22 protein-coding genes are annotated in these 20,087 nt (G+C 40.3%); all 22 read left to right on the forward strand.

Features of this window, described 5'->3' with window-relative positions; all coding sequences use genetic code 11:
- The first annotated feature begins 12 nt into the window (after positions 1-12).
- The 22 genes from WMO29_RS07520 to WMO29_RS07625 all read left to right on the forward strand — a co-directional run bounded on the left by WMO29_RS07520 (position 13) and on the right by WMO29_RS07625 (position 20,060).
- A complete protein-coding gene (locus WMO29_RS07520; RefSeq protein WP_117568820.1) occupies positions 13-1,008 on the forward strand; it encodes a DUF5688 family protein in 996 nt (331 codons plus the stop codon).
- Between the two features lie 109 nt (positions 1,009-1,117).
- Positions 1,118-1,657: a JAB domain-containing protein gene (locus WMO29_RS07525; protein ID WP_004611525.1), complete on the forward strand. Its 540-nt coding sequence runs from the start codon at positions 1,118-1,120 to the stop codon at positions 1,655-1,657.
- 4 nt (positions 1,658-1,661) lie between these two features.
- Positions 1,662-2,639, forward strand: coding sequence for a DUF3991 domain-containing protein (locus WMO29_RS07530; RefSeq protein ID WP_349164382.1), 978 nt, complete (start codon positions 1,662-1,664; stop codon positions 2,637-2,639).
- 393 nt (positions 2,640-3,032) lie between these two features.
- Positions 3,033-3,554 (forward strand): multidrug transporter, encoded by a 522-nt coding sequence (locus WMO29_RS07535; RefSeq protein WP_117568824.1) that lies wholly within the window; start codon positions 3,033-3,035, stop codon positions 3,552-3,554.
- A 4-nt stretch (positions 3,555-3,558) separates the two neighbouring features.
- Positions 3,559-3,888, forward strand: a complete 330-nt coding sequence (locus tag WMO29_RS07540; protein ID WP_117568826.1) for a plasmid mobilization protein — start codon at positions 3,559-3,561, stop codon at positions 3,886-3,888.
- 13 nt (positions 3,889-3,901) lie between these two features.
- A complete protein-coding gene (locus WMO29_RS07545) occupies positions 3,902-5,320 on the forward strand; it encodes a relaxase/mobilization nuclease domain-containing protein (RefSeq protein WP_349164389.1) in 1,419 nt (472 codons plus the stop codon).
- Positions 5,321-5,349: 29 nt separating this feature from the next.
- Positions 5,350-6,534 carry a hypothetical protein gene (locus tag WMO29_RS07550; RefSeq protein ID WP_006858864.1) on the forward strand — a complete coding sequence of 395 codons (1,185 nt, stop codon included), beginning with the start codon at positions 5,350-5,352 and terminating at the stop codon, positions 6,532-6,534.
- A 9-nt stretch (positions 6,535-6,543) separates the two neighbouring features.
- On the forward strand, positions 6,544-6,948 hold the full coding sequence (locus tag WMO29_RS07555) for a hypothetical protein (RefSeq protein ID WP_006858865.1): 405 nt from the start codon (positions 6,544-6,546) through the stop codon (positions 6,946-6,948).
- Complete coding sequence (locus WMO29_RS07560) at positions 6,948-8,066, forward strand: PcfB family protein (RefSeq protein WP_004611534.1); 1,119 nt, start codon at positions 6,948-6,950, stop codon at positions 8,064-8,066. Before WMO29_RS07555 ends, WMO29_RS07560 begins: the two co-directional genes overlap by 1 nt.
- 6 nt (positions 8,067-8,072) lie before the next feature.
- Positions 8,073-10,268 (forward strand): VirD4-like conjugal transfer protein, CD1115 family, encoded by a 2,196-nt coding sequence (locus WMO29_RS07565; RefSeq protein ID WP_117568828.1) that lies wholly within the window; start codon positions 8,073-8,075, stop codon positions 10,266-10,268.
- Between the two features lie 252 nt (positions 10,269-10,520).
- Positions 10,521-10,937: a YjdF family protein gene (locus WMO29_RS07570; protein WP_055068871.1), complete on the forward strand. Its 417-nt coding sequence runs from the start codon at positions 10,521-10,523 to the stop codon at positions 10,935-10,937.
- 97 nt (positions 10,938-11,034) lie between these two features.
- Positions 11,035-11,508: a GNAT family N-acetyltransferase gene (locus WMO29_RS07575; protein WP_117568830.1), complete on the forward strand. Its 474-nt coding sequence runs from the start codon at positions 11,035-11,037 to the stop codon at positions 11,506-11,508.
- 249 nt (positions 11,509-11,757) lie between these two features.
- Positions 11,758-12,135, forward strand: coding sequence for a hypothetical protein (locus WMO29_RS07580; protein WP_005340540.1), 378 nt, complete (start codon positions 11,758-11,760; stop codon positions 12,133-12,135).
- Between the two features lie 53 nt (positions 12,136-12,188).
- Positions 12,189-13,031, forward strand: coding sequence for a VirB6/TrbL-like conjugal transfer protein, CD1112 family (locus WMO29_RS07585; protein ID WP_004611540.1), 843 nt, complete (start codon positions 12,189-12,191; stop codon positions 13,029-13,031).
- 12 nt (positions 13,032-13,043) lie between these two features.
- Positions 13,044-13,454: a DUF4313 domain-containing protein gene (locus WMO29_RS07590; RefSeq protein WP_117568832.1), complete on the forward strand. Its 411-nt coding sequence runs from the start codon at positions 13,044-13,046 to the stop codon at positions 13,452-13,454.
- A 12-nt stretch (positions 13,455-13,466) separates the two neighbouring features.
- Positions 13,467-13,979: a PrgI family protein gene (locus WMO29_RS07595; RefSeq protein ID WP_117568834.1), complete on the forward strand. Its 513-nt coding sequence runs from the start codon at positions 13,467-13,469 to the stop codon at positions 13,977-13,979.
- 92 nt (positions 13,980-14,071) lie between these two features.
- Complete coding sequence (locus WMO29_RS07600; RefSeq protein WP_117568836.1) at positions 14,072-16,447, forward strand: VirB4-like conjugal transfer ATPase, CD1110 family; 2,376 nt, start codon at positions 14,072-14,074, stop codon at positions 16,445-16,447.
- Positions 16,448-16,786: 339 nt separating this feature from the next.
- Positions 16,787-17,677 carry a class D beta-lactamase gene (locus WMO29_RS07605; protein ID WP_117568838.1) on the forward strand — a complete coding sequence of 297 codons (891 nt, stop codon included), beginning with the start codon at positions 16,787-16,789 and terminating at the stop codon, positions 17,675-17,677.
- A 35-nt stretch (positions 17,678-17,712) separates the two neighbouring features.
- The gene (locus WMO29_RS07610) at positions 17,713-17,997 is read left to right on the forward strand and encodes a hypothetical protein (protein WP_117568840.1); all 285 of its coding nucleotides are present in this window, start codon (positions 17,713-17,715) and stop codon (positions 17,995-17,997) included.
- 10 nt (positions 17,998-18,007) lie between these two features.
- On the forward strand, positions 18,008-18,754 hold the full coding sequence (locus WMO29_RS07615) for a class I SAM-dependent methyltransferase (protein ID WP_117568842.1): 747 nt from the start codon (positions 18,008-18,010) through the stop codon (positions 18,752-18,754).
- 89 nt (positions 18,755-18,843) lie between these two features.
- A complete protein-coding gene (locus WMO29_RS07620; protein ID WP_117568844.1) occupies positions 18,844-19,461 on the forward strand; it encodes a DNA alkylation repair protein in 618 nt (205 codons plus the stop codon).
- Between the two features lie 122 nt (positions 19,462-19,583).
- Positions 19,584-20,060 carry an MGMT family protein gene (locus WMO29_RS07625; protein WP_117568846.1) on the forward strand — a complete coding sequence of 159 codons (477 nt, stop codon included), beginning with the start codon at positions 19,584-19,586 and terminating at the stop codon, positions 20,058-20,060.
- Positions 20,061-20,087 lie beyond the last annotated feature (27 nt).

The following is a 20,087-nucleotide window of genomic DNA, read 5'->3' on the forward strand; positions in this document are numbered from 1 at the left end:
AGGAACCGTAATATGATGAATTACGAGATTTTTAAGGAAGTAGTAAAAGAAAAGTTTATGGATTATATGCCTGAAAAGTTCAAAGGAATGGAGCTTGTGGCAGAGCCAGTGGAAAAGGTGAATGTGACTCTTGATGGCATTATCTTAAGAGAAGAAGGCAGGAACATTTCACCCACGATTTATATCAATGACATGTATAAGAAGTATCAGGACTGTGGCGATCTTGAGGAAACACTTATGGCTGCATGTGACTTCATGGAAAGGGCATATGAGCAGACTCCGGTTGTTGATGTGGACAGCATTATGAGGGATGCTAACGAGAAGATTGTATTCCAGCTCATCAATACAGAGCAGAATAAAACATTTTTGGAACAGGTGCCGCACAGAGAGTTCCAGGATCTTTCTATTGTGTATAAGGTAATAATCAGTGCAGATAAGGATGCGGTGCAGAGTTCAAAAATTACAAATGAATTTGCGAAAAGACTTGGAATGAGCGAGGAACAGCTCTTTAAGTGTGCAGCGGAAAACACAAGAAGACTCTTCCCACCTGTCGTTCGTAGCATGAATGACATTATGAAAGAAATGTTCGCAAGGGATGGGATGCCGCAGGAGATCGCAGAGATGATGATAGCTGAGATTCCACCGGAGCAGACGATGTGGGTGATTTCCAATGAAAAGGGTATCAATGGCGCAGCATCCATGCTTTATGAGAATGAGCTTCATGAGCTGGCAGAGAGTTTAGAGAGTGACCTTTATATTCTCCCTTCGAGCGTGCATGAGGTTATTGCAGTATCTTCAGATATGGGAAGCCCTGAGATGCTAGCACAGATGGTAGTCGAGGTAAATATGCAGGAGGTGTCTTTGGACGAGAGACTTTCCAATCAGGTATATCACTATGATAAGGATTTAAGAAAACTCACCCTTGCAACTGATACACCAAACAAGAGACTTGATGGTATCGTTGCAGAACCTCCCCTTGTATATGATGCGAAGGAAAAGTCCAGATAGGAGGCAGTTATGGAGCAGGAACTTACAATGGAAGAACTCATTGCTCTCATAAACAGCCAGAAAGGTGACTTTGTTATCCGTGTCGAGTCTGGAGAGGAGGCGGTGTCTGATGCCAAAGAAGAATGACTTCAAGCTTGATGTGGTTTCGGTAAGACTTGTAAAGGATGCTCCGATTTATTCGGAGCACACCTTTAACAATCCGGCGGATATAGCTGCTGTCATGGGAGACTGTATGTGCCAGTTTGACAGGGAAGTAGTGTGTGTGGTCAATCTAAGGTCAGATTTAAAACCTATTAATGTGCATTTTGCAAGTGTTGGTTCTTTAAATGAGGCAATGGCACATCCGAGAGAGCTGTTTAAATCAAGTATCTTAAGCAATGCTGCAAGCATGATGTTAATCCATTGTCATCCATCCGGGAATGTATTCCCAAGCAAGGCAGACACGATGATGACAGACCGCATGAACAAGCTGTGTGAACTGATGGGAATACCGCTCATTGACCATATCATAGTCGGTGGAGACAACCGTGAATTTTTCAGTTTCAGGGAAAAAGGCATGATTGATAATCCTAAGATTACCCTGAGCACAGATTACCGGACACTTGACATCAAGTCACCGCTTGTAGCAGAGCAGGGAAAGGCAAGGTGAAAGCATGGATGGAAGATTTACGGATGAAGAGCTTGCCATAGCAAAGAGTGTTGACCTGTGTGCAGTTGCTGAAAGCCTTGGGTATACAGTAAAGAGGATTGGCAAATACCACACTTTAAAGGAGATGGATTCCATCCGTATCTATAACAGAAGCCATTGGTACAGATGGTCAAGGCAGTTTGACAAAGGCAACAATGGCGGCTCACAGATAGATTTCTTACGGGTATTTTGTGGAATGAGTGTAAAAGAGGCTGTGTTCTGGCTTTTAGATTTCGCAGGATACAGAAGAATCGAGAATCCTGTAAAGCAGCCACTTGTTCATCAGGTATCGCAGAAGCAGGCAGAGGAGAGAAAGCCATTTGTCCTACCGGAACCGGCAGGAGATAATTCCTATCTTATTTCCTATCTGAATCAGGAGAGAGGAATCAGCAGAGTAGTCATAGATCTGTTTTTAAAAGATGGACTGATTTATGAGAGCAGGCATTACCATAATGTTGTTTTCAAAGGAAATGATAAAAATGGAGTGACAAGATTTGCAAGTATGCGTGGAGTGTTTGATAAGCAGGGCAAGCCATTCAAGTGTGATGTCACAGGAAATGATAAGAACTATGGATTTAATGTGGTAAATGAAAACAGTACAGAGCTTGTAGTATTTGAGGCAGCAATCGACCTTATGAGTTATGTTGATATCTTCACGGATTATGAATCAAATAAGCTGGCACTTGGAATGCTTGCAGATGCCCCGCTTGAGACATTTCTTCGAGAACATCCGCAGATTACTTCCATCCGGTTCTGCCTTGATGGAGATGAGCCGGGACGGAAGGCGGCAGCTGAACTTATGAGAAAGTATTATGAGCTTGGATATGAGGTAGAAGACTGCCCGCCTCCAGCCGGATATAAGGATTACAACGAGTGGCTTGTAGCGGCAAAGCTTAATCTGAACAGGATGAATAAGCGAGCAGATGAACCAGTCAGGGCATGAGAAACCGGATTTTGATGTGTGGGGGCAGAAAGCGCCCCCAAAACAGCAAAGTGGGGGCAGAAAGCGCCCCCAAAATGTCAAAGTGGGGGCAAAAAGTGCCCCCGCAATTTGGACACGACAAAATCCGGACTGAAGTAAAAATAAAAGTGGGGGCAGAAAGCGCCCCCAAAATAACAAAATGGGGGCAGAAAGCGCCCCCAAAGTAGCAAAGTGGGGGCAAAAAGCGCCCCCACTTTCATAAACAGAGGGTTTTAGGGAGATTTTCTCCCTAACTAGATGGCATTAGGACAGAGATGTCTCTAATGCGTATCTAGCCGTAAACCTAAGAGATTCAGACAGGCGTGTGGGTGGAAGAGATATACAAAACACGGATAAGGGAGGTGCAGGAAAGCAATGGATAAAGAACTTACAATAATCGCAGAACCAGGGGAACTTATTGCATGGGCAGACACATTTGATATCTTACTAAACCCTTCGATAGAAGATGCTGCAATTCTGCTTAACTATATGGAAGGACATGATTATGCCATTGGCATAGATTCAGATGGGAAGATGTACAGGCAGGATGTAGCTGAGGAGAATGGTGAAATTGAACCATACCCGATAGATGATGTTATAGATATTGTCTGTGAATGGAACTATGAACTGATACTTGATGCGGAAGCACACAGGAGTGATCCAAAGGATTTTAACGACTATAACGAGTATCAGAGCAAGTATGAAAGTCTGAAAGCAGATGAAAAGAGACTGGACAGATTGTTTGATAAAACCTGTTATGGTAAGGAACTTATAGAAGTTGCTACAGAGCTTGCAGACAGGGTTATTGCCCAGCTGGGTAATAAAGAACTGGAAAAAGCTGCTGTAACAGTAGCAGAAGGAGTAAGAGAATACAGTACGGGTAAGAGAGGAAGGTGATTCTATGGCGGATAAAGTTCATTGTATAAGGAAAACACTAAGACTTATGCCACAGGAAGCGAAGGTACTTTCTGATAAGGCAAAGGCAAATGGAATGAATGAAGCCGAATATATCAGGCTTCTAATCAGTCAGAAACCAAATGATTATCCGGAAGTAAGGAAACTTCTTAAAGAGCTTATCAATGAGATAAACCGAATCGGCATTAACATCAATCAGATTGTATTTAACAGCAATGCACAGCTGTATTCCAAGAAAGATAAGGAACAGCTTGTGGCATATATGAAAAAGCTGAATCAGTCTGTCAGCGAGGCGGTGGTAAAGATTGGCAATTAGTAAGATACTTCACATGAAGGACAGCGGGAATTCTTTTCATGCAAGGCATTTGAAACGGGCACTGGATTATGTGATGAATCCTGAGAAAACGCAGGGAGGAAGACTTGTGGGAGCTGTTAACTGTCAGGCAGATATGGCTTTTGAACAGATGATGGATACAAAGAAGCAGTTTGGAAAAACAGACAAGCGACAGGGGTATCACATCATTCTTTCCTTCAAAGAGGATGAGGTGGAACCGGACAGGGCTTTTGAGATAACACAGAAGTTTGTAGCAGAATATCTTGGCGATGCCTATGAAGCGGTATTTGTGGTTCATGATAATACAGACCATGTTCATTCACACATTGTATTTAACAGTGTAAGCTTTGTAGATGGGAAAAAGTATCGCTACGAGAAAGGTGACTGGGCAAAGTATATCCAGCCGATTACCAATAAGCTGTGTCAGGAGTATGGTCTTTCCATTATAGATGTGGAGGATGGCAGCAAAGAGAAAAAGCATGAGAATTATAAGGATTGGAGCGAATATCGTGAAGGCAGCTTTGTGTGGGCAGATATGATAAAAAGAGATTTGGATGCCTGCATTTTACAGGCAAATGATTTCAGTGGATTTCTGGAGCTGCTGTCGGAAAAAGGATATGAGGTCAAGCAGGGAAAGTATCTGGCAGTCAGACCACAGGGGATGACAAGATTCAGAAGATGTAAGACTCTTGGCGAGAATTATTCACAGGAAGCTATTGTGGAGCGTATTGCTAAGGAAGATTTATCTTTTTACCAGTCACAGAATGAGGAAAAACAGGCAGCGATAGTAAAGTGCTATGTCAAAAGATACCACAGGGCGAAGATGTCAGGCTTGCAGAAAAGATATTATGCAAAGCTTTACCGGATTGGAAAGCTGAAAAAGAAGCCATACAGTCAGGTATGGAAGTATAGGGATGATATCCGAAAGATGCATAAGCTGCAGGAGCAGTATCTATTTCTGGTAAGGCATAAGATTGAGAGTGCGGAAGAACTTGTGTCGGTACTTGATAATCTGACGGATAAGAAGAAAGAAGCATCAAAGGAAAAGAGTAAGACCTATAAGGCTAAGGAAAGATTCAAAGATATTTTTGACAAGGCTGAACAGATCCGGGAGCTTAATGATGCGGAATCGTGTTATCAGAGTGGGGATACCTTCTTTGAAGATGAGCACAATGCATGGGAAAGGCTTAACACTGAACTTTTAGCACAGGGATACAGTGTGGAAGAGGTCGAGAGTCTTAGAAAGAAATATGAGAGCAAGTATGCACAGGACTGTAAGGCAGAACGGGCGGTATCAAAGGAACTTAGCCTTGGAAGATCAATATGGAAGGAACTTACTGTATCAGCTTCGGCAGAAGAGAAGCAGTATGACAAAGAAACAATAAGAGACAGAAAAGAACAGCCGGTACGTTAGGCTGTTTTTTTAGTGGTTAGGAGGCATATATGGAAGAAAAAAGAGAGCCATTAAGTGAAATGGCGATTGAGAGAAAGATACAGATTCTTCGTAATAAGCATATGGACAGTGAGGTTATTGCTCTTGTCAAAAGCGATTATGAATATGGACTGACTGATGATGAAATCGGTCTGTATCTTAACAAAAGTTATGACATTGAGCAGATGAAGGTGTTATCAAAATGTCTGCATAAGGGTGTATCAGAAGAGTTGTTAACGCTGCTGAAAGATAGCAGGATGGCAGCACCTAAGATGCAGACAGCATTGGATTACTATGAAAAAGGTGTGCCGATTGATGCAATCAGAGAGGTAGTCCAAAAAGATGATACAGCAGTAAACATGCGCAGGATGTTTGATGTCGTATTAGATAAGCTTAATAAAGCTAAAGAGCAGGTGCCACAGGATTTAGAGTATGTGAAAAGTCTTGTAGCCCAGATGGATGAAGTGGTCGAAAAAATCAATCACCAGAATGAAAGGTATGATGCCCTGAATAAGAAGCTTTCTGAAATAGAAACTTCCAAAGATGATGAGGAAGTCAGGGAGCGTCTGGTCAAGGAGAACCAGGATAAGGATGCTCTTATCAACAGTCAGCAGAATGAACTGAATAAGGCAAGCAGTACGATTGCAAGACTCAGGGATGATATTGAGAAAAAGGATAAGGAGATAAAGCGTATGGGAGACAGAATAGAGTCATTGGAAGATAAGATCATAAGTGTTGCCACAGAGAATAAGAAAGAGGCAGAAAGTAAGGCAGAGCCGCAGGAAAGCCAGTCCGTACCACAGGCAGAAAAAAAGATGGTTGATACAGTTGCAGTTCCGCAGAATATGCAGGCTGTGGCAAACGGGATTCCGGTCTATTATCAGATTCCGGTAGTTGATGGTACTGGAAATGTGGTGCAGAGACTTCCGATTGAGCGAAGTGTGAGAAAGAGCAGCAACAGCGGAGTGGCAAGTCTTTTTGCAAGACTGTCATTTAAGAAAAAGTCAAGAGCAGACATTGTAAAGCTGGTTGCATCGGGAGACCTTGTTCCGGCGCAGCTTGTGCAGATTAAGAGTGCAATAGAAAAGGGACTTACTGAGTCACAGCTTGTAGAGCTCATAAACAACAACATTTCAGCGGAAAAGATGAAGGAGATCATTGAGATTGCTGTGCTTGAAAACAGCATGGCAGATTAGGAGGAACTTATGAATTTAGCAGTAGTAAATGAAGCAGTAACAGAGATGAATGGTGTGGAGCATCAGTTTACAGAGGAAGAGAAAAACTTTGTTGTCCAGTTCGCATTCAGAAGTGGCAGCAAGGAAGACACGATTTCTCTTATTGAAGCTTTGGCACATTCAGCGGATAAGGCTGAGTCGGACGAGATTATGGTCACATACAGGTCTAAATATGATATGAAGCCTGCATGGGTGGAACAGGTGGAAAACCTGCTTGTGGCACTTGAAATGTATCGTATCGAGGAGGAGAAAGCAATCAATCATCTGGCAGATATTTTGACTGCTTATGGTATTGATGTATCAGCCGAGGAAATCCGTACTACAGAGACAGAAACGCTTAAAACAACAGTCAGAGAGAAAGTGGAGGTGCGATAATGGCAGAAGAGATTCAGGAAGCGGTGCAGATCATCCGTGTAGCTTATGATGGCATTGAGATTGCCATGAAGGTAGGAAGCGGCGGCATTGCTGCCATGCAGAAGGCAATAGATTTCTTAAAAGGGATGCTTGATTATGAAAAGTCACTTGGCAAGACATCCATGAGAAAGCTGATCTTAAAAGGTGGCGATTTACAGGTGTTGCAGTTTAATACCGAAGATATGAAAAAGGTTGAAAAGATGGCAAAGAAGTATGGAATCCTGTATTCGGTACTTCCAGACTGTAACAGGAAAGATGGACTGAGTGAGGTAATCTTTCATACAGAGGCAGTTCCCCGTGTGAATATGATGATACAGAAGCTCAAGTTTGGTAAGATTGCCACATTTGACGATTATCTGAAGAATGGAGATGAAAAATCCCTTGGCAAGCTGATGGATTTTTTGAAGAAACAGCAGGGAAACGAGAAAAGCCACACGATAGAAGGGGATAGGGTTAATACCGCTATTGACGGACTGATCGAAAAGGTCGGAATGTTTGCAATGGAAAAGAAAGCTATCAGTGTGGATCAGGTCAAGGAGAATTTCAGTATCAATGGTGAGCAGGCTGAAAGTGTTATCAAACAGCTTGAGACAATCGGTGTGCTTGGAAAGAAAAATGAGGATGGCACCCATACAGTCATGATGGACAAGGATGCATTTATCAACCGTGTCAGAGGCTATCAGGACCTTGCTGAGAGAATGAGGGCAGTTGCAGCATCAAAAAATGCGAACCTGTCAGATGTGACAATCAGCAAGAAGCTGATTATCGAAGAAAATGACCATGCTGTTAAGACCAGAGTTCCCGGCACATGGGGAGAAGAGGCAAGATATGTATGGCTCCGTAAGGAAAACATCATGGAGATTCATGGTGGAAAGACAATGCTTACCTTCCTTGATTCCACCAAGGATTATAAGCTCTACGATGAGCAGAATCGTGTGGTGACAACCCAGAAAGGAACCGAGCTTTATACTCACTACGACAAGGTGGAGTCATCTGTCAGGGAGCGTTACGAGAAAGTGCAGAAGCAGCAGAAAAAGACCACACAGAAGAAAACTGTTACCACAAAGAAAGCGAGGTAGCAGCCTATGCAGACAACAAAGAAAAAGCCGTCACTGATATTCATCCTTGTGGGTGCAGTGTTAGCAGGGTATCTTGGTTATCTGATAAATGGTGCGTGGACGGAAGGGATTGCCTTTAATGAATTTATGGACAGATTCAATGAAGTATGTGCTGTTCCTTTTGCCAATTATTACAATTCCAATACAGTAAAAGCAGTAGCCATTGCATTAGGTATCTATGCGATGGCTATTGTCATGTATTACACCAGTCAGAGAAACTATATGCCTGGCAAAGAATTTGGTACGGCAAGATTTGAAAATCCGAAGCAGGTCAACAAGATACTTGCAGATAAGGATGAAAATTTCAACCGGATACTCAGCCAGAATGTGAAGATGTCGCTGGATTTCAGGAGACTCAAGCTCAATGGAAATATCCTTATCTGTGGTGGTTCCGGAGCAGGAAAAACATTTTATGAAGTAAAGCCGAATCTTATGCAGATGCCGCATAACTGTTCCTTTATCTGTACCGATCCAAAGGGAGAAATCCTTAGAAGCTGCGGGCAGATGTTAAAAAATAACGGATATAACCTGAAAGTCATTAATCTGTTAGAGATGGATAAATCAGACTGTTACAATCCATTTTCCTATATCAGAGAGGAAACAGATGTGGTCAAGCTGATTACAAACCTTATCAGCAATACGACACCAAAGGGAGCGACACCAAGTGATCCGTTCTGGGAAAAAGCGGAAGGATTGTTCTTACAGGCTATCTTTTATTATGTGTGGCTGGAGGTACAGCCGGCAAAGAGAAACTTTGAGACAGTACTGAAGCTTCTTGGAGAGGCAGAGGTTACAGAACAGGGAAAAGCATCAAAGCTGGATGTGCGTATGAAGTTTTTAGAGGAAAGTTCTCCGCTTGGAGCTAATCATCCGGCAGTAAAGCAGTACAACAAATGTATGAGAGGTGCAGGAGATACCGTCCGTTCCATTATCATCAGTGCCAACTCAAGACTTGCATTTCTTGAGAATAAGCAGGTTTTACGATTACTCTCAAAAGATGAGCTTAATCTGTCAGATATCGGTATTGGAGTGAATGGGGATGGAGAGACAAAGACAGCACTGTTTTGTGTAATCCCGGATAGTGACAAATCCTATAACTTTATTATTGGACTACTTTATACGCAGATATTTCAGGAACTGTACTATCAGGCGGACTTTAACTGTGGCGGCAGACTTCCAATTCATGTGACCTTTATGTTAGACGAATTTGCGAATGTCGCATTGCCTGATGACTACTGTTCATTGTTATCGACAATGCGAAGCAGAGAGATTTCAAGTATTATCATCATACAGAACTTTGCCCAGTTAAAGGCACTTTTTAAGGACACCTGGGAGACAATTCCAGGCAACTGCGATACTTTCATCTACCTTGGCGGCAACGAGCAGTCAACGCATAAGTACGTCTCAGAGCTGCTTGGAAAAGGTACGATTGATAAGAAGTCAAGCGGAGAGACAAAGGGCAGACAGGGAAGCTCTTCAAGAAATTATGATGTATTAGGAAGAGAATTGTTTACACCCGATGAAGTCAGAAAGCTGGATAACAAAAAGTGTATTATCTTTATCCGTGGATTTGATCCTATCATGGACAATAAGTTCATACCATTCAATCATCCGATGTTTAACCAGACAGCAGATGGCAAGGGAGAGCCTTATGTTCATCAGATAAGAGGAGCAGATAATCTTATCGGTCCGCCATTTGAGATTCTTTCAGACAAGGCGGTTAAGTATTATGAAAAACTGAAGGATAAGGGCGAGAATGTGTATATTGATTCTCTTACCTATGAGCAGTTTATGATGCTTGGTGATGCGGAATTAAGCAGAAGATTTTCCATGCAGGATGAAGCAGAGCAGAAAGCAAAGATTGACAGGGAACAGGCAAATGAGCTTGAGTATGTCGATGAATCGCAGAAGTCGGAAGCAACAGAAAGTGCCAATGCTTCTAGTGGAAGTGCTGGTGCTAAACCTGTAAGGAATCCTGAGAGGGAAAAGCCTAAATGGGAGGATACCATCACAAATCGAATGCTGCACTGGTCGTATACACCGGAGCAAAAGGAAGAAGTGAAGAAAGCACTTGCCGCAGGAGTTCCGAAAGCAACGATTCTTACTTACTTCTATCCGGAGGTTACTGTGGAGAAGATGAGTTCATATCGGAAGAAGCATTAAATGATATCGCATAGGCACAGGAAATGTGGTATACTGTGCCTATATAAAAAGAATGTGTTTTACAAATCGGAATTGACCGAATAAGTTAATCGTGCCATATGGCTTGATTATAAATACAAAGATAAAAACGCAATGTACATTAAAAATGTACTAGAGCTGGTAGGTAGCCCAGCCGTCCTATGCAAATAGGGTAAGTAACCTGCCCCTCCGGGTTGTCCATTCTTTGTTCAATTCATTTTAGGAGGGATTCTTATGGACAAAGCAAGTGGAAAACTGACGGTATATTTTGAAGAACCATTTTGGGTAGGTGTATTTGAACGTATTGAAGATGGTAAACTATCTGTGGCGAAGGTAACATTTGGTGCAGAACCAAAGGATTACGAAGTGCAGGAATATATTCAAAAATACTATTTCAGTTTGAAATTCAGTCCGGCTGTTGAAACTGTTGTAAAGGATATAAAAAGAAATCCGAAACGGATGCAGCGAGAAGCGAAAAAGCAGACGATGGAAACAGGCATCGGCACAAAATCACAGCAGGCATTGAAATTACAGCAGGAACAGAACAAACAGGTGCGTAAAGAGAGAAGCCGCAAGAAAAAAGAGGCGGAAGAACAGCGAATGTTTGAGTTGAAACAGCAAAAGAAAAGAGAAAAGCATAAGGGGCATTAAAGTCCCTTGGGCTTTTGCACAATTCGATATTTAACGGAGGAATCATTATGTGTGGAATGACAACTGATTTATAAATAAAAATAAATCGGAGGTTTATATGAATTATTCAATAAGAGAATTAAAACGAGATGAAAATAAGATATTAGATACTTTTTTATACGAGGCAATTTTTATTCCTGAAGGTGTTCCAGCACCGTCCAAAGACATCATTAACAAACCAGATTTGCAGGTATATGTAAAGGACTTTGGTGAGAACAAGGGAGACTTATGTTTGGTTGCTCAAGTTGCGGATGAAATTGTTGGTGCTGTATGGGTTCGGATTATGAATGATTACGGTCATATAGATAATGAATCACCGTCTTTTGCAATTTCACTTCTTAAAGAGTATAGAAACTATGGTATCGGAACAGAATTAATGAAACAGATGCTAGTGAAATTAAAACTAGAAGGATATAAACAAGCATCATTAGCTGTTCAAAAGATGAATTATGCTGTCCGTATGTATTGGAAGGTAGGATTTGAAATCATTGATGAAAATGATGAAGAATATATTATGATTTGTAAATTATAGGAACTTTCAACTCCCAGTTTGTCTGACTCACAACAATTTAATATTAAACTAATACAAGCACTTTAGCCAATAAAGGTTAAGGTGCTTTTTTTTGCGCCTTGAAAGGAGGTGGTTGAAGCACACCACATCGGGGAAAGCCCGATTTAATCATTACAACAGGAATTGCCTGATCATATAGAGTTACTTTTAACAGCCAGTTAGGGATTATCCCTGCTGGCTTATTTTTTTATCGAAAAGGAGACAAACAACATGAGAAAAGAACAGATTATTACAACCAACAACAATCAGATGGAGGAGAAAGGTATGAAGAGTAGATTCATTCACTTTAAGAAGAGATTCGTTCCGGCATTATCCGGAGCACTTATGGGAGTAATGCTTATGAGCACTACTTGTTTTGCAGCAGGTACAGGTACTTCCGCAGTAACACAGCCACTTGAGAACTTAAAGACACTTATTATTGCTGTCATTGGTGCGGTCGGTGTCATCATTCTTGCAAAGAATGTTATGGAGTTCGCACAAGCCTATCAGCAGCAGGATTCATCTACCATGAACTCCGCTCTGAAAGGAATTGTAGCAGGTGTCATGATGGCTGGTATTTCAACAGTTCTGACATTCTTAGGCTTCTAAGATGGGGAAAAAGAGTTTCCCTTTTAGTAAAAGGAAAGAGGTGAATAACAAGTATGGATATTTTTAAGCTTGGAGACAAGATCCTTGCACTTCTTGAGGCGGTGTTTGGATTTTGGAACAATCAGATATCCCTAGTCTTTGCAATGCTTGGACAGTCACCGGTCAGTTTCAAGGGCGGAGGTCCTTGGGCAGTTATTGAGGGTATTGAGCCGGTCTTTGTAGCGGTCGGCTCATCCCTCGTTGTGCTGTTCTTTGTTATCGGTTTCTGCTCGGAAAGCATAGATGTAAAAGATGAGATGAGGTTTGAGTCTATATTTCGTATGCTTATCCGATTGGGACTTGCAGAATGGTTTGTTGCAAATAATGTCACGATTATGAAGGCATTTTTTACTTCCATAGGAAATCTGGTAGGACTTATATCTGCCGGGACAACAACGCAGCTTGCCATTGACAGTACACAGGCAGATATCATTAAAGGACTCGGATTTGGTGAAAGTCTGGTAATGCTGATACTTACAGCTTTGCTTGCAATCATCATTATTATCTGTGGATTCTTTATCATCTACACAGTGTATTTCAGGTTCTTAAAGATACTGATTATTGTGCCGCTTGGTGCGATTGCATGCTCCACAATGGCAGGAAACAGAATGGTCAGTCATACAATGGCTACCTACTGCAAATATTTTCTTTCGTGTGTATTCGAGGCAGTAACGATGGCACTTGCAATTGTGGTATGTAATGCATTTATCAATGCAGGACTTCCAGCATTTACAGGAAGTTACGCTGACTGGGCACAGACGCTTATTTATTTGTGTGAAATGACATTTACGATAGCAATGACTGTTGGAAGTGTGAAGGGTGCACAGACACTTACAAGCAAGGCATTTGGATTATAGAAGGAGGCAGAAATGGATAATGAAAAGAAACAGGTTACTTATAATTCAAGCATAACCGGAGAAACGCAGGTGACATTTGATATCCAGCAGTATATGAATAACAGGGCAATGTTTATCGGTCTTATGTGTAATGAAGATGGATATGAGGAGCCTTTTGGGGATGTGACTGTGAATTTGTCGGTTGCAGCACCAAATTACAGCGGATATCTGTATGTGAATGACATGCCGGATATTGAAAAGTTTATTACAGATAACGACCTCGGAGAGTTTACAGGATTCACGCAAAGGAGTGGTTTCTGCGAATATCCGCTTTATCTGTTCAATGTAGATAAGCTTAGAGAACTGTGTCCGGATGGAATGGATAAATATGAGGCGAATATTGGAATGACAAGAAAGCCGGAGACAAAGGATTTATCAAGATAGGAGGCAGGGACAATGGTAATCGAAGTAAACAAGGATATTGACCGCTATCAGGAATCGGTTGCGATGGGACTTACTGCAAGGCAGCTTATATTTTCTATTGCAAGCGTAGTAGTCGGTGGCGGTATCGTCCTTCTTCTTTACAAGTATATCGGTCTTACGGGTTCTGCTTATGTGGCAATTCCCTGTGTGGCACCGATTGCACTTGGCGGATTCTATTCCTTTAACGGGATGAATTTCTACGAGTATATGGGAAAGAAACTGCATTTTATGTTTGGAAACAGGGCACTTACCTATGTATCAACAGAGGGAGAGCCTGCAATAAAGCAGTTAGAAGCAGAGCAGAATGAACAGGTAAAGAAGAAAGGCAGAAAGGCTGAACCGGAGACAGTAACAGCAGATTCAGCTGTAAAGAAGCAGGAGGAGTTTGAAGCAATGAAGAAAAAGACGAGAAACATGCTGCTTGTACTTGTCGCAGTCATTGTGGCGGCAGCAGCAGGCATTGCAGCATATAAGGCAATGCATTAGAAACGAATAGCGTCTGACCGCAAGGTCGGGAACACAGCCCGCAGGGTGAAGTTCCCGGCGGGCTTTCATTATAAGAAAGCGAGGTTAGAAACATGGGTTTATTTACAGACGGATTTAAGTTATTAAAGAAGGCGAGTGAGCCTTTGTATAAGACACCTAAATCCATTCAGGAAACCATAGAGATTATGGCGGTGGCTGAAAACGGCATTTTTGAAGTGAGCAAAAATAAGTATTCCAAATGCTACCGCTTTCAGGACATCAATTACACGACAGCAACGGAGGATGAGCAGATCGGTATTTTCGAGAGATATTGTAAGTTCTTAAATTCGCTGGACTGTAATTATAAGATTACGATCAATAATAAGAACAAAAACATGGATGAACTCCGTGACAAGGTACTGATTGCTGAGAAAAATGATGGCTTCAATAATTACAGAAGAATTTACAATGACATCATTGAAGAGAAGATTATTGAGGGCAGACAGGGGATTGAGCAGGAGAGATACCTGACGATCACGATTGAGAGAAAGAATTTCGAGGAGGCAAAGGCACAGTTTGCTACCCTTGAGGCAACGATACACAAGGCATTCATTGAGCTTGGGGCAGAGATTGTGCCGCTTAATGGCAATGAGAGACTGAAAGTGCTCTATGACTATTATCATCTTGGAGATGAGGGCAGCTTTGATTATGATATCAAAAAGGCTAAGAAGGTCGGGGCAGATTTTAGAAATGATCTGTGCAATGGCATGGTGAAATATTTCCCGGACCATTTTGAGGATGAGAGTAAATTCTGCAAGGCACTTTTTATCAAAAAGTATCCGAGCAGTTTGTCAGACAGATTCATCAATGAGATTACTTCCCTTCCGGTTCATTCTATCACGAGTATTGATGTGGTGCCTGTTCCAAAGGATCTGACAACAAAGGTGCTTCAGAAGAAATACCTTGGTATTGAGTCGGATATTATCAAACAGCAGAGAGTTCGTAATAAGAATAACGATTTTTCTACGGAAATTTCATATGCCAAGAGAACGGAGAAAAAAGAAATTGAGGAAATCATGGATGACGTCCGTGAGAATGACCAGTGCCTTTTCTTCGTGGGAGTAACCATTATTCTTATGGCAGAAAGCAAGAAGGAGCTTGAGAGTGTATGTGAGACTGTGGAGACCATCGGAAAGCGTAACAGCTGCACGATTGATACACACTACTTAAAGCAGAGGGAAGCTCTCAACACAGCACTTCCGATTGGTGTAAGACAGGTGGAGACAATGCGTACCCTTCTTACCCAGTCACTTGCGGTACTTATGCCATTCAATGTGCAGGAGCTTAATGACAGCACAGGCAACTATTATGGTATCAACCAGATCAGCAAGAATGTGAATATCGGTAACAGAAAGAAGCTTATCAACGGAAATGGCTTTGTATTTGGTGTGCCGGGTTCCGGTAAATCCTTCTTCTGCAAGATGGAGATGGGCAGCGTATTCTTGTCGGGAGATGATGAGATAATCGTCATAGATCCAATGAACGAGTACTTTGATATAGCTGATACTTATGGTGGAACAGTGGTAAATATGTCTACCTACACGGATAACTATGTGAATCCGCTGGAGATGGATGTATGGAGCCTTGATCCGAATGATTCCAAGGGAATGGTTAGAGAGAAGGGCGAGTTTATGCTTGGACTTTGTGAGCAGTGTATCGGGGACAGTTTAAATTCAAGACAGAAGTCAATCATCGACCGCTGTGTGAGAAAACTGTATATCGACATTGCAAGGAGCAAAGAGAAGTATATCCCTGTAATGAGTGACTTTTACGATATCCTTATGGCGCAGCCGGAGGACGAGGCAAAGGACATTGCATTGTCACTAGAGCTTTTCGTAAATGGTTCACTTAACATCTTCAATCACCAGACAAATGTGGATGTGGATAACAGATTCACAGTATATGGCATCAGGGACTTAGGTACAGAGCTTAGTCCTATCACAATGCTTGTCATGATGGAGTCTATTCAGAACAGGATTGTTGAGAATGGCAAGAGAGGCAAGGCAACATGGCTCTATATTGATGAATTCCACGTCCTGCTTAATTCGGAGTATTCTGCAAAATATCTGCAGCAGCTTTGGAAGAAAGTAAGAAAGCAGGGAGGTCTTTGTACCGGTATCACGCAGAATGTCGTCGATCTGTTGCAGAATTACACAGCAACCACAATGCTTGCAAACTCAGAGTTTGTGGCACTTTTAAAGCAGGCGAATACAGACAGTTCCAAGATGGCAGAGGTTATCGGAGTATCAGAGGCACAGCTTAGATTTGTAACCAATACTGCATCGGGAATGGGACTTATCAAGTGTGGCTCGGTGGTGATTCCGTTTGATAATCAGATTAGTAAGGATACAGATTTGTACAGGCTGTATAATACTAACATTCATGAGAAGATTGCAGAACAGAAGAAAAAAGAAGCAATGCTGCAGTGATAACAGATGAATTTTTATAGAATCTATAGTATAATCAAGAGGTCGGATGAATATCCGACCTTGATGATAATAAAATAGATATTCCCTATTTTTAAGAAAAAAGCATATAAGATTCGATATGAAAAATAAATAAGGAAGCAGTTCTAAAATGTATCATTTGTACCGGAGAACATGTGGCTGGATTTTAAGATATGCATATCGTACACTTTGACGAGAATATGTTGATTGGGGATGCAGCGGACCTGGATGCATTTATGGAAATGTATGGTGTGGAAGCAATTTCCAAGGAATATTTGTAATTAATAGGGAAAAGAAAATTTGAAGTTGTAAGGAGAAAGTATGTCAAGATTATTCAAGATTACCTGTATTTCAGTAATATGTTTTATAATGTTATCGGGGTGTTCATCTAGAGAAGAAAAAGTGGAGTTGATAGAAACAAATCAATTAGAACAATCAAAAACAGATGATAAAACAGAAGAAAAAGTGAGCGAGAGCAATGAGGAAGAAACACTTGATTTAAGTGGCAACTTTAATGGTATTACTGGTTGTGCAGTTTTATATAGTCCGTCAGAAAACAAGTATTCTCTGTACAATAAAGATATGGCAGAACAAGAAGTATCCCCATATTCAACTTTTAAAATTATCTCTACATTAATAGGACTACACAACGATATTATTAAAGATGAAACTTCCACTATGAACTATGATGGAACTCAATATCCAAATCCGGAATGGAACGAGAATTTGACTTTGCAAAAAGCATTTCAGACGTCTTGTATATGGTATTTTCATCAGATTATAAATAATGTGGGGGAACAAGAAGTAAAAAAAGAACTAAGTGAGTTGGAGTATGGTAATTGTGATGTTTCTGCATGGGAAGGAAGTAATATAAATCCATACAAAGAATTAAACGGATTTTGGCTAGGTTCATCTTTAAAAATATCGCCATATGAACAGGTAGAGGTTTTATCAAAAATTTTTGAAGGTAAAAGTTTCTATGATAGTCAGAATGTCGAAATATTAAAGAAAATTATGTTAATTGAAGATGAGCAAGAGAAAAAAGTATATGGGAAAACGGGTTCTGGCACAAATGGAGAAGCATGGTTTATAGGTTTTACTGAAAAGGGACAACAAAGAGAATATTTTGCTGTATATCTTGAAGATAGTTTGCAAAAAGAACGAGTTTCAAGTAGTCTTGCTCAAGAAATTGCTCTAAAAATAATAGAGTAAAGATATTTTATATTTAGAGGAAAGGGGGAGTATAAATGGACGCAATAGGTTCATCAACAAAGTTAATGTGTTTTTTTGTTTTTATTTATTCATTTCCTATTCTATTGTTGATTTTGTCGGTAGCTATATGGTCTTACAAAAAGTTTAAACGATTTGCTTTTATATCGTATATTGCGGATACAACTTTAACTGTGCTTATTTTATTGGGGGATATTAGTAATTTGGTGTCAAGATTTATAAAAGATACTCCTATGTATCATTATGGTATAATAGAGACATTAAAATCGGAAGTTTACAGCGAGGTAAAAGTTTATAAATAACTATAATGAAGTGAAAAAATCATTTGGTACACAAGCAGAGAAATTTGCTTCATATCATATGTCTAAGGCAGAATATACCGATTATTTGATTCGTAGTATTCAGGCAAAGGGCAATGAACATGCATTGGAGGTTGCTGCTGGAACCTGTATATGTGGAAGAGCAGTGGCTCCTTATGTTAAGGACATTACTTGTTTGGATTTGACAGAAGCAATGTTGGAGCAGGGAAAAAAACTGGCAAAGCAAGAAGGTATTCAGAACATATCATTTGTATCGGGGAATGCGGAATGCTTACCTTTTGAAGATGAAACATTTGACCTTGTGATTACAAGACTTTCATTGCACCATTTTGTTGAGCCTGAAAAGCCTTTTCGGGAGATGCAACGAGTTTTGAAAAAAGATGGAAAACTTGTTATTTGGGATATGGTAGCGACTACAGAAGAATTGCGTGAAACTAATGACGCTATTGAAACGATGCGTGATAACTCACATACAAGAATACTTAGCAGAGAAGAATTTGAAGCATTGTTTGAGGATGCTTTTGAGCTTCAGCTTGAAGAAACAACACTTGTTCCTGTAAATCTACAAAGTTGGATGGATTTGACAAGTACACCAGAGGATATACAAAAAGATATTATTGATAAAATGGAATACGATTTGAATGGTGGAGATAAAACAGGTTTTAATCCCTATATCAAGGAGGGACAAATATGCTTTGACCATAGGTGGTTATTGCTGATTGGAAAAAAGGAAAACTAATCCCCATTTATCAAGAAAAAGAAACTTTCTGTCTTGCGGAGAGATTGAAAGCAACAGAAGATTTGAATTTGAAAGTAAGGTGATTTTGTTTGGAAAATTATATTGCGAGTTTAGAAAAAGAATTTTCTTTGATAGAAAATGGTTTTAAAGAGGAAGAAAAAAGAGCCTTATCCGATTATAGATCTAATGATAAAGAATTTGTCAAGAAGTTGGCGTTTTTAGCTTATAACTCAAATACCTATCAAGTAAGAATGTACGGTGTATTTCTTTTTGGATACTTATCAGAACAAAATGATATTTTGACATTTATGAGAGATGAAGTTTCTAAAGATGATAATTGGAGAGTTCAGGAAGTATTAGCAAAGGCATTTGATGAATTTTGCAAAAATACAGGATATGAAAAAGCACTTCCGATCATTGATGAATGGTTAGAAAATGATAATCCAAATACGAGGAGAGCAGTTACGGAAGGATTAAGAATATGGACAAGTAGACCATATTTCAAAGATAATCCGAATGAAGCAATTAGGCGGATTGTAGCCTTAAAAGAAGATCCGAGTGAATATGTTAGGAAATCAGTAGGTAATGCTTTAAGAGATATTAGTAAAAAATTTCCGGAGCTGATTAAAGATGAACTCAATAACTGGAAGTTAGAAAGCAAAGAAATAAATCAAGTATACAAACTGGCGAGTAAACTTATTAACTGATAAATCCCAGTAAGCCGGTGTGTTTAACGGAGAGACGAATATGAATTTTTGAGAGAAATTTTAAAACCGTCTCATTGCATGAGTATATTTATTGAGATATGATTGGCTTGGAGGTGATACTTATGGCAAATGAAGATAAAAAAGATTTTAATGCTATGCTTATGGATAGCAAGGATATGCCTAAAGTTCAAATAATAACAGATGAAAAGAGCATTGAAAAATATGGTGGAGATAAAATGTACTTTGCCCCACCTATTGACTATGACAAAGTAATGCGACTTGTGCCTTGTGGTAAATTGCTTACTGTAGGTACAATAAGAGATTACTTTGCTAAACAAAGCGGTGCTGATTTTACAGAGCCAATCACAGCTGGAATTTTTGTTTCAATAGTTGCATGGGCGAGTTATCAGCGCGCAGAAGATAAAACACCTTATTGGAGAACATTAAAAGCAAATGGGGAATTAAATGCAAAGTATCCCGGAGGAGTTGAGGCACAAAAGGAGATGCTTGAGAATGAGGGACATACTGTAATACAAAAAGGTAGAACCAATATTAAGTATTATGTTAAGGACTACGAAAAAGCATTATTTACATTGTAATAGATAATGTGAAACTTCCAGTTTCAT

The organism is Laedolimicola intestinihominis (genome assembly GCF_040096155.1).
Classification (GTDB): Bacteria; Bacillota; Clostridia; order Lachnospirales; family Lachnospiraceae; genus Laedolimicola; species Laedolimicola intestinihominis.

Excerpts from the sequence above, each read along its gene's own strand:
- WMO29_RS07520 (WP_117568820.1), top strand. The coding sequence starts at position 13 with ATGATGAATTACGAGATTTTTAAGGAAGTAGTAAAAGAAAAGTTTATG.
- WMO29_RS07525 (WP_004611525.1), top strand. The coding sequence starts at position 1,118 with ATGCCAAAGAAGAATGACTTCAAGCTTGATGTGGTTTCGGTAAGACTT.
- WMO29_RS07530 (WP_349164382.1), top strand. The coding sequence starts at position 1,662 with ATGGATGGAAGATTTACGGATGAAGAGCTTGCCATAGCAAAGAGTGTT.
- WMO29_RS07535 (WP_117568824.1), top strand. The coding sequence starts at position 3,033 with ATGGATAAAGAACTTACAATAATCGCAGAACCAGGGGAACTTATTGCA.
- WMO29_RS07540 (WP_117568826.1), top strand. The coding sequence starts at position 3,559 with ATGGCGGATAAAGTTCATTGTATAAGGAAAACACTAAGACTTATGCCA.
- WMO29_RS07545 (WP_349164389.1), top strand. The coding sequence starts at position 3,902 with ATGAAGGACAGCGGGAATTCTTTTCATGCAAGGCATTTGAAACGGGCA.
- WMO29_RS07550 (WP_006858864.1), top strand. The coding sequence starts at position 5,350 with ATGGAAGAAAAAAGAGAGCCATTAAGTGAAATGGCGATTGAGAGAAAG.
- WMO29_RS07555 (WP_006858865.1), top strand. The coding sequence starts at position 6,544 with ATGAATTTAGCAGTAGTAAATGAAGCAGTAACAGAGATGAATGGTGTG.
- WMO29_RS07560 (WP_004611534.1), top strand. The coding sequence starts at position 6,948 with ATGGCAGAAGAGATTCAGGAAGCGGTGCAGATCATCCGTGTAGCTTAT.
- WMO29_RS07565 (WP_117568828.1), top strand. The coding sequence starts at position 8,073 with ATGCAGACAACAAAGAAAAAGCCGTCACTGATATTCATCCTTGTGGGT.
- WMO29_RS07570 (WP_055068871.1), top strand. The coding sequence starts at position 10,521 with ATGGACAAAGCAAGTGGAAAACTGACGGTATATTTTGAAGAACCATTT.
- WMO29_RS07575 (WP_117568830.1), top strand. The coding sequence starts at position 11,035 with ATGAATTATTCAATAAGAGAATTAAAACGAGATGAAAATAAGATATTA.
- WMO29_RS07580 (WP_005340540.1), top strand. The coding sequence starts at position 11,758 with ATGAGAAAAGAACAGATTATTACAACCAACAACAATCAGATGGAGGAG.
- WMO29_RS07585 (WP_004611540.1), top strand. The coding sequence starts at position 12,189 with ATGGATATTTTTAAGCTTGGAGACAAGATCCTTGCACTTCTTGAGGCG.
- WMO29_RS07590 (WP_117568832.1), top strand. The coding sequence starts at position 13,044 with ATGGATAATGAAAAGAAACAGGTTACTTATAATTCAAGCATAACCGGA.
- WMO29_RS07595 (WP_117568834.1), top strand. The coding sequence starts at position 13,467 with ATGGTAATCGAAGTAAACAAGGATATTGACCGCTATCAGGAATCGGTT.
- WMO29_RS07600 (WP_117568836.1), top strand. The coding sequence starts at position 14,072 with ATGGGTTTATTTACAGACGGATTTAAGTTATTAAAGAAGGCGAGTGAG.
- WMO29_RS07605 (WP_117568838.1), top strand. The coding sequence starts at position 16,787 with ATGTCAAGATTATTCAAGATTACCTGTATTTCAGTAATATGTTTTATA.
- WMO29_RS07610 (WP_117568840.1), top strand. The coding sequence starts at position 17,713 with ATGGACGCAATAGGTTCATCAACAAAGTTAATGTGTTTTTTTGTTTTT.
- WMO29_RS07625 (WP_117568846.1), top strand. The coding sequence starts at position 19,584 with ATGGCAAATGAAGATAAAAAAGATTTTAATGCTATGCTTATGGATAGC.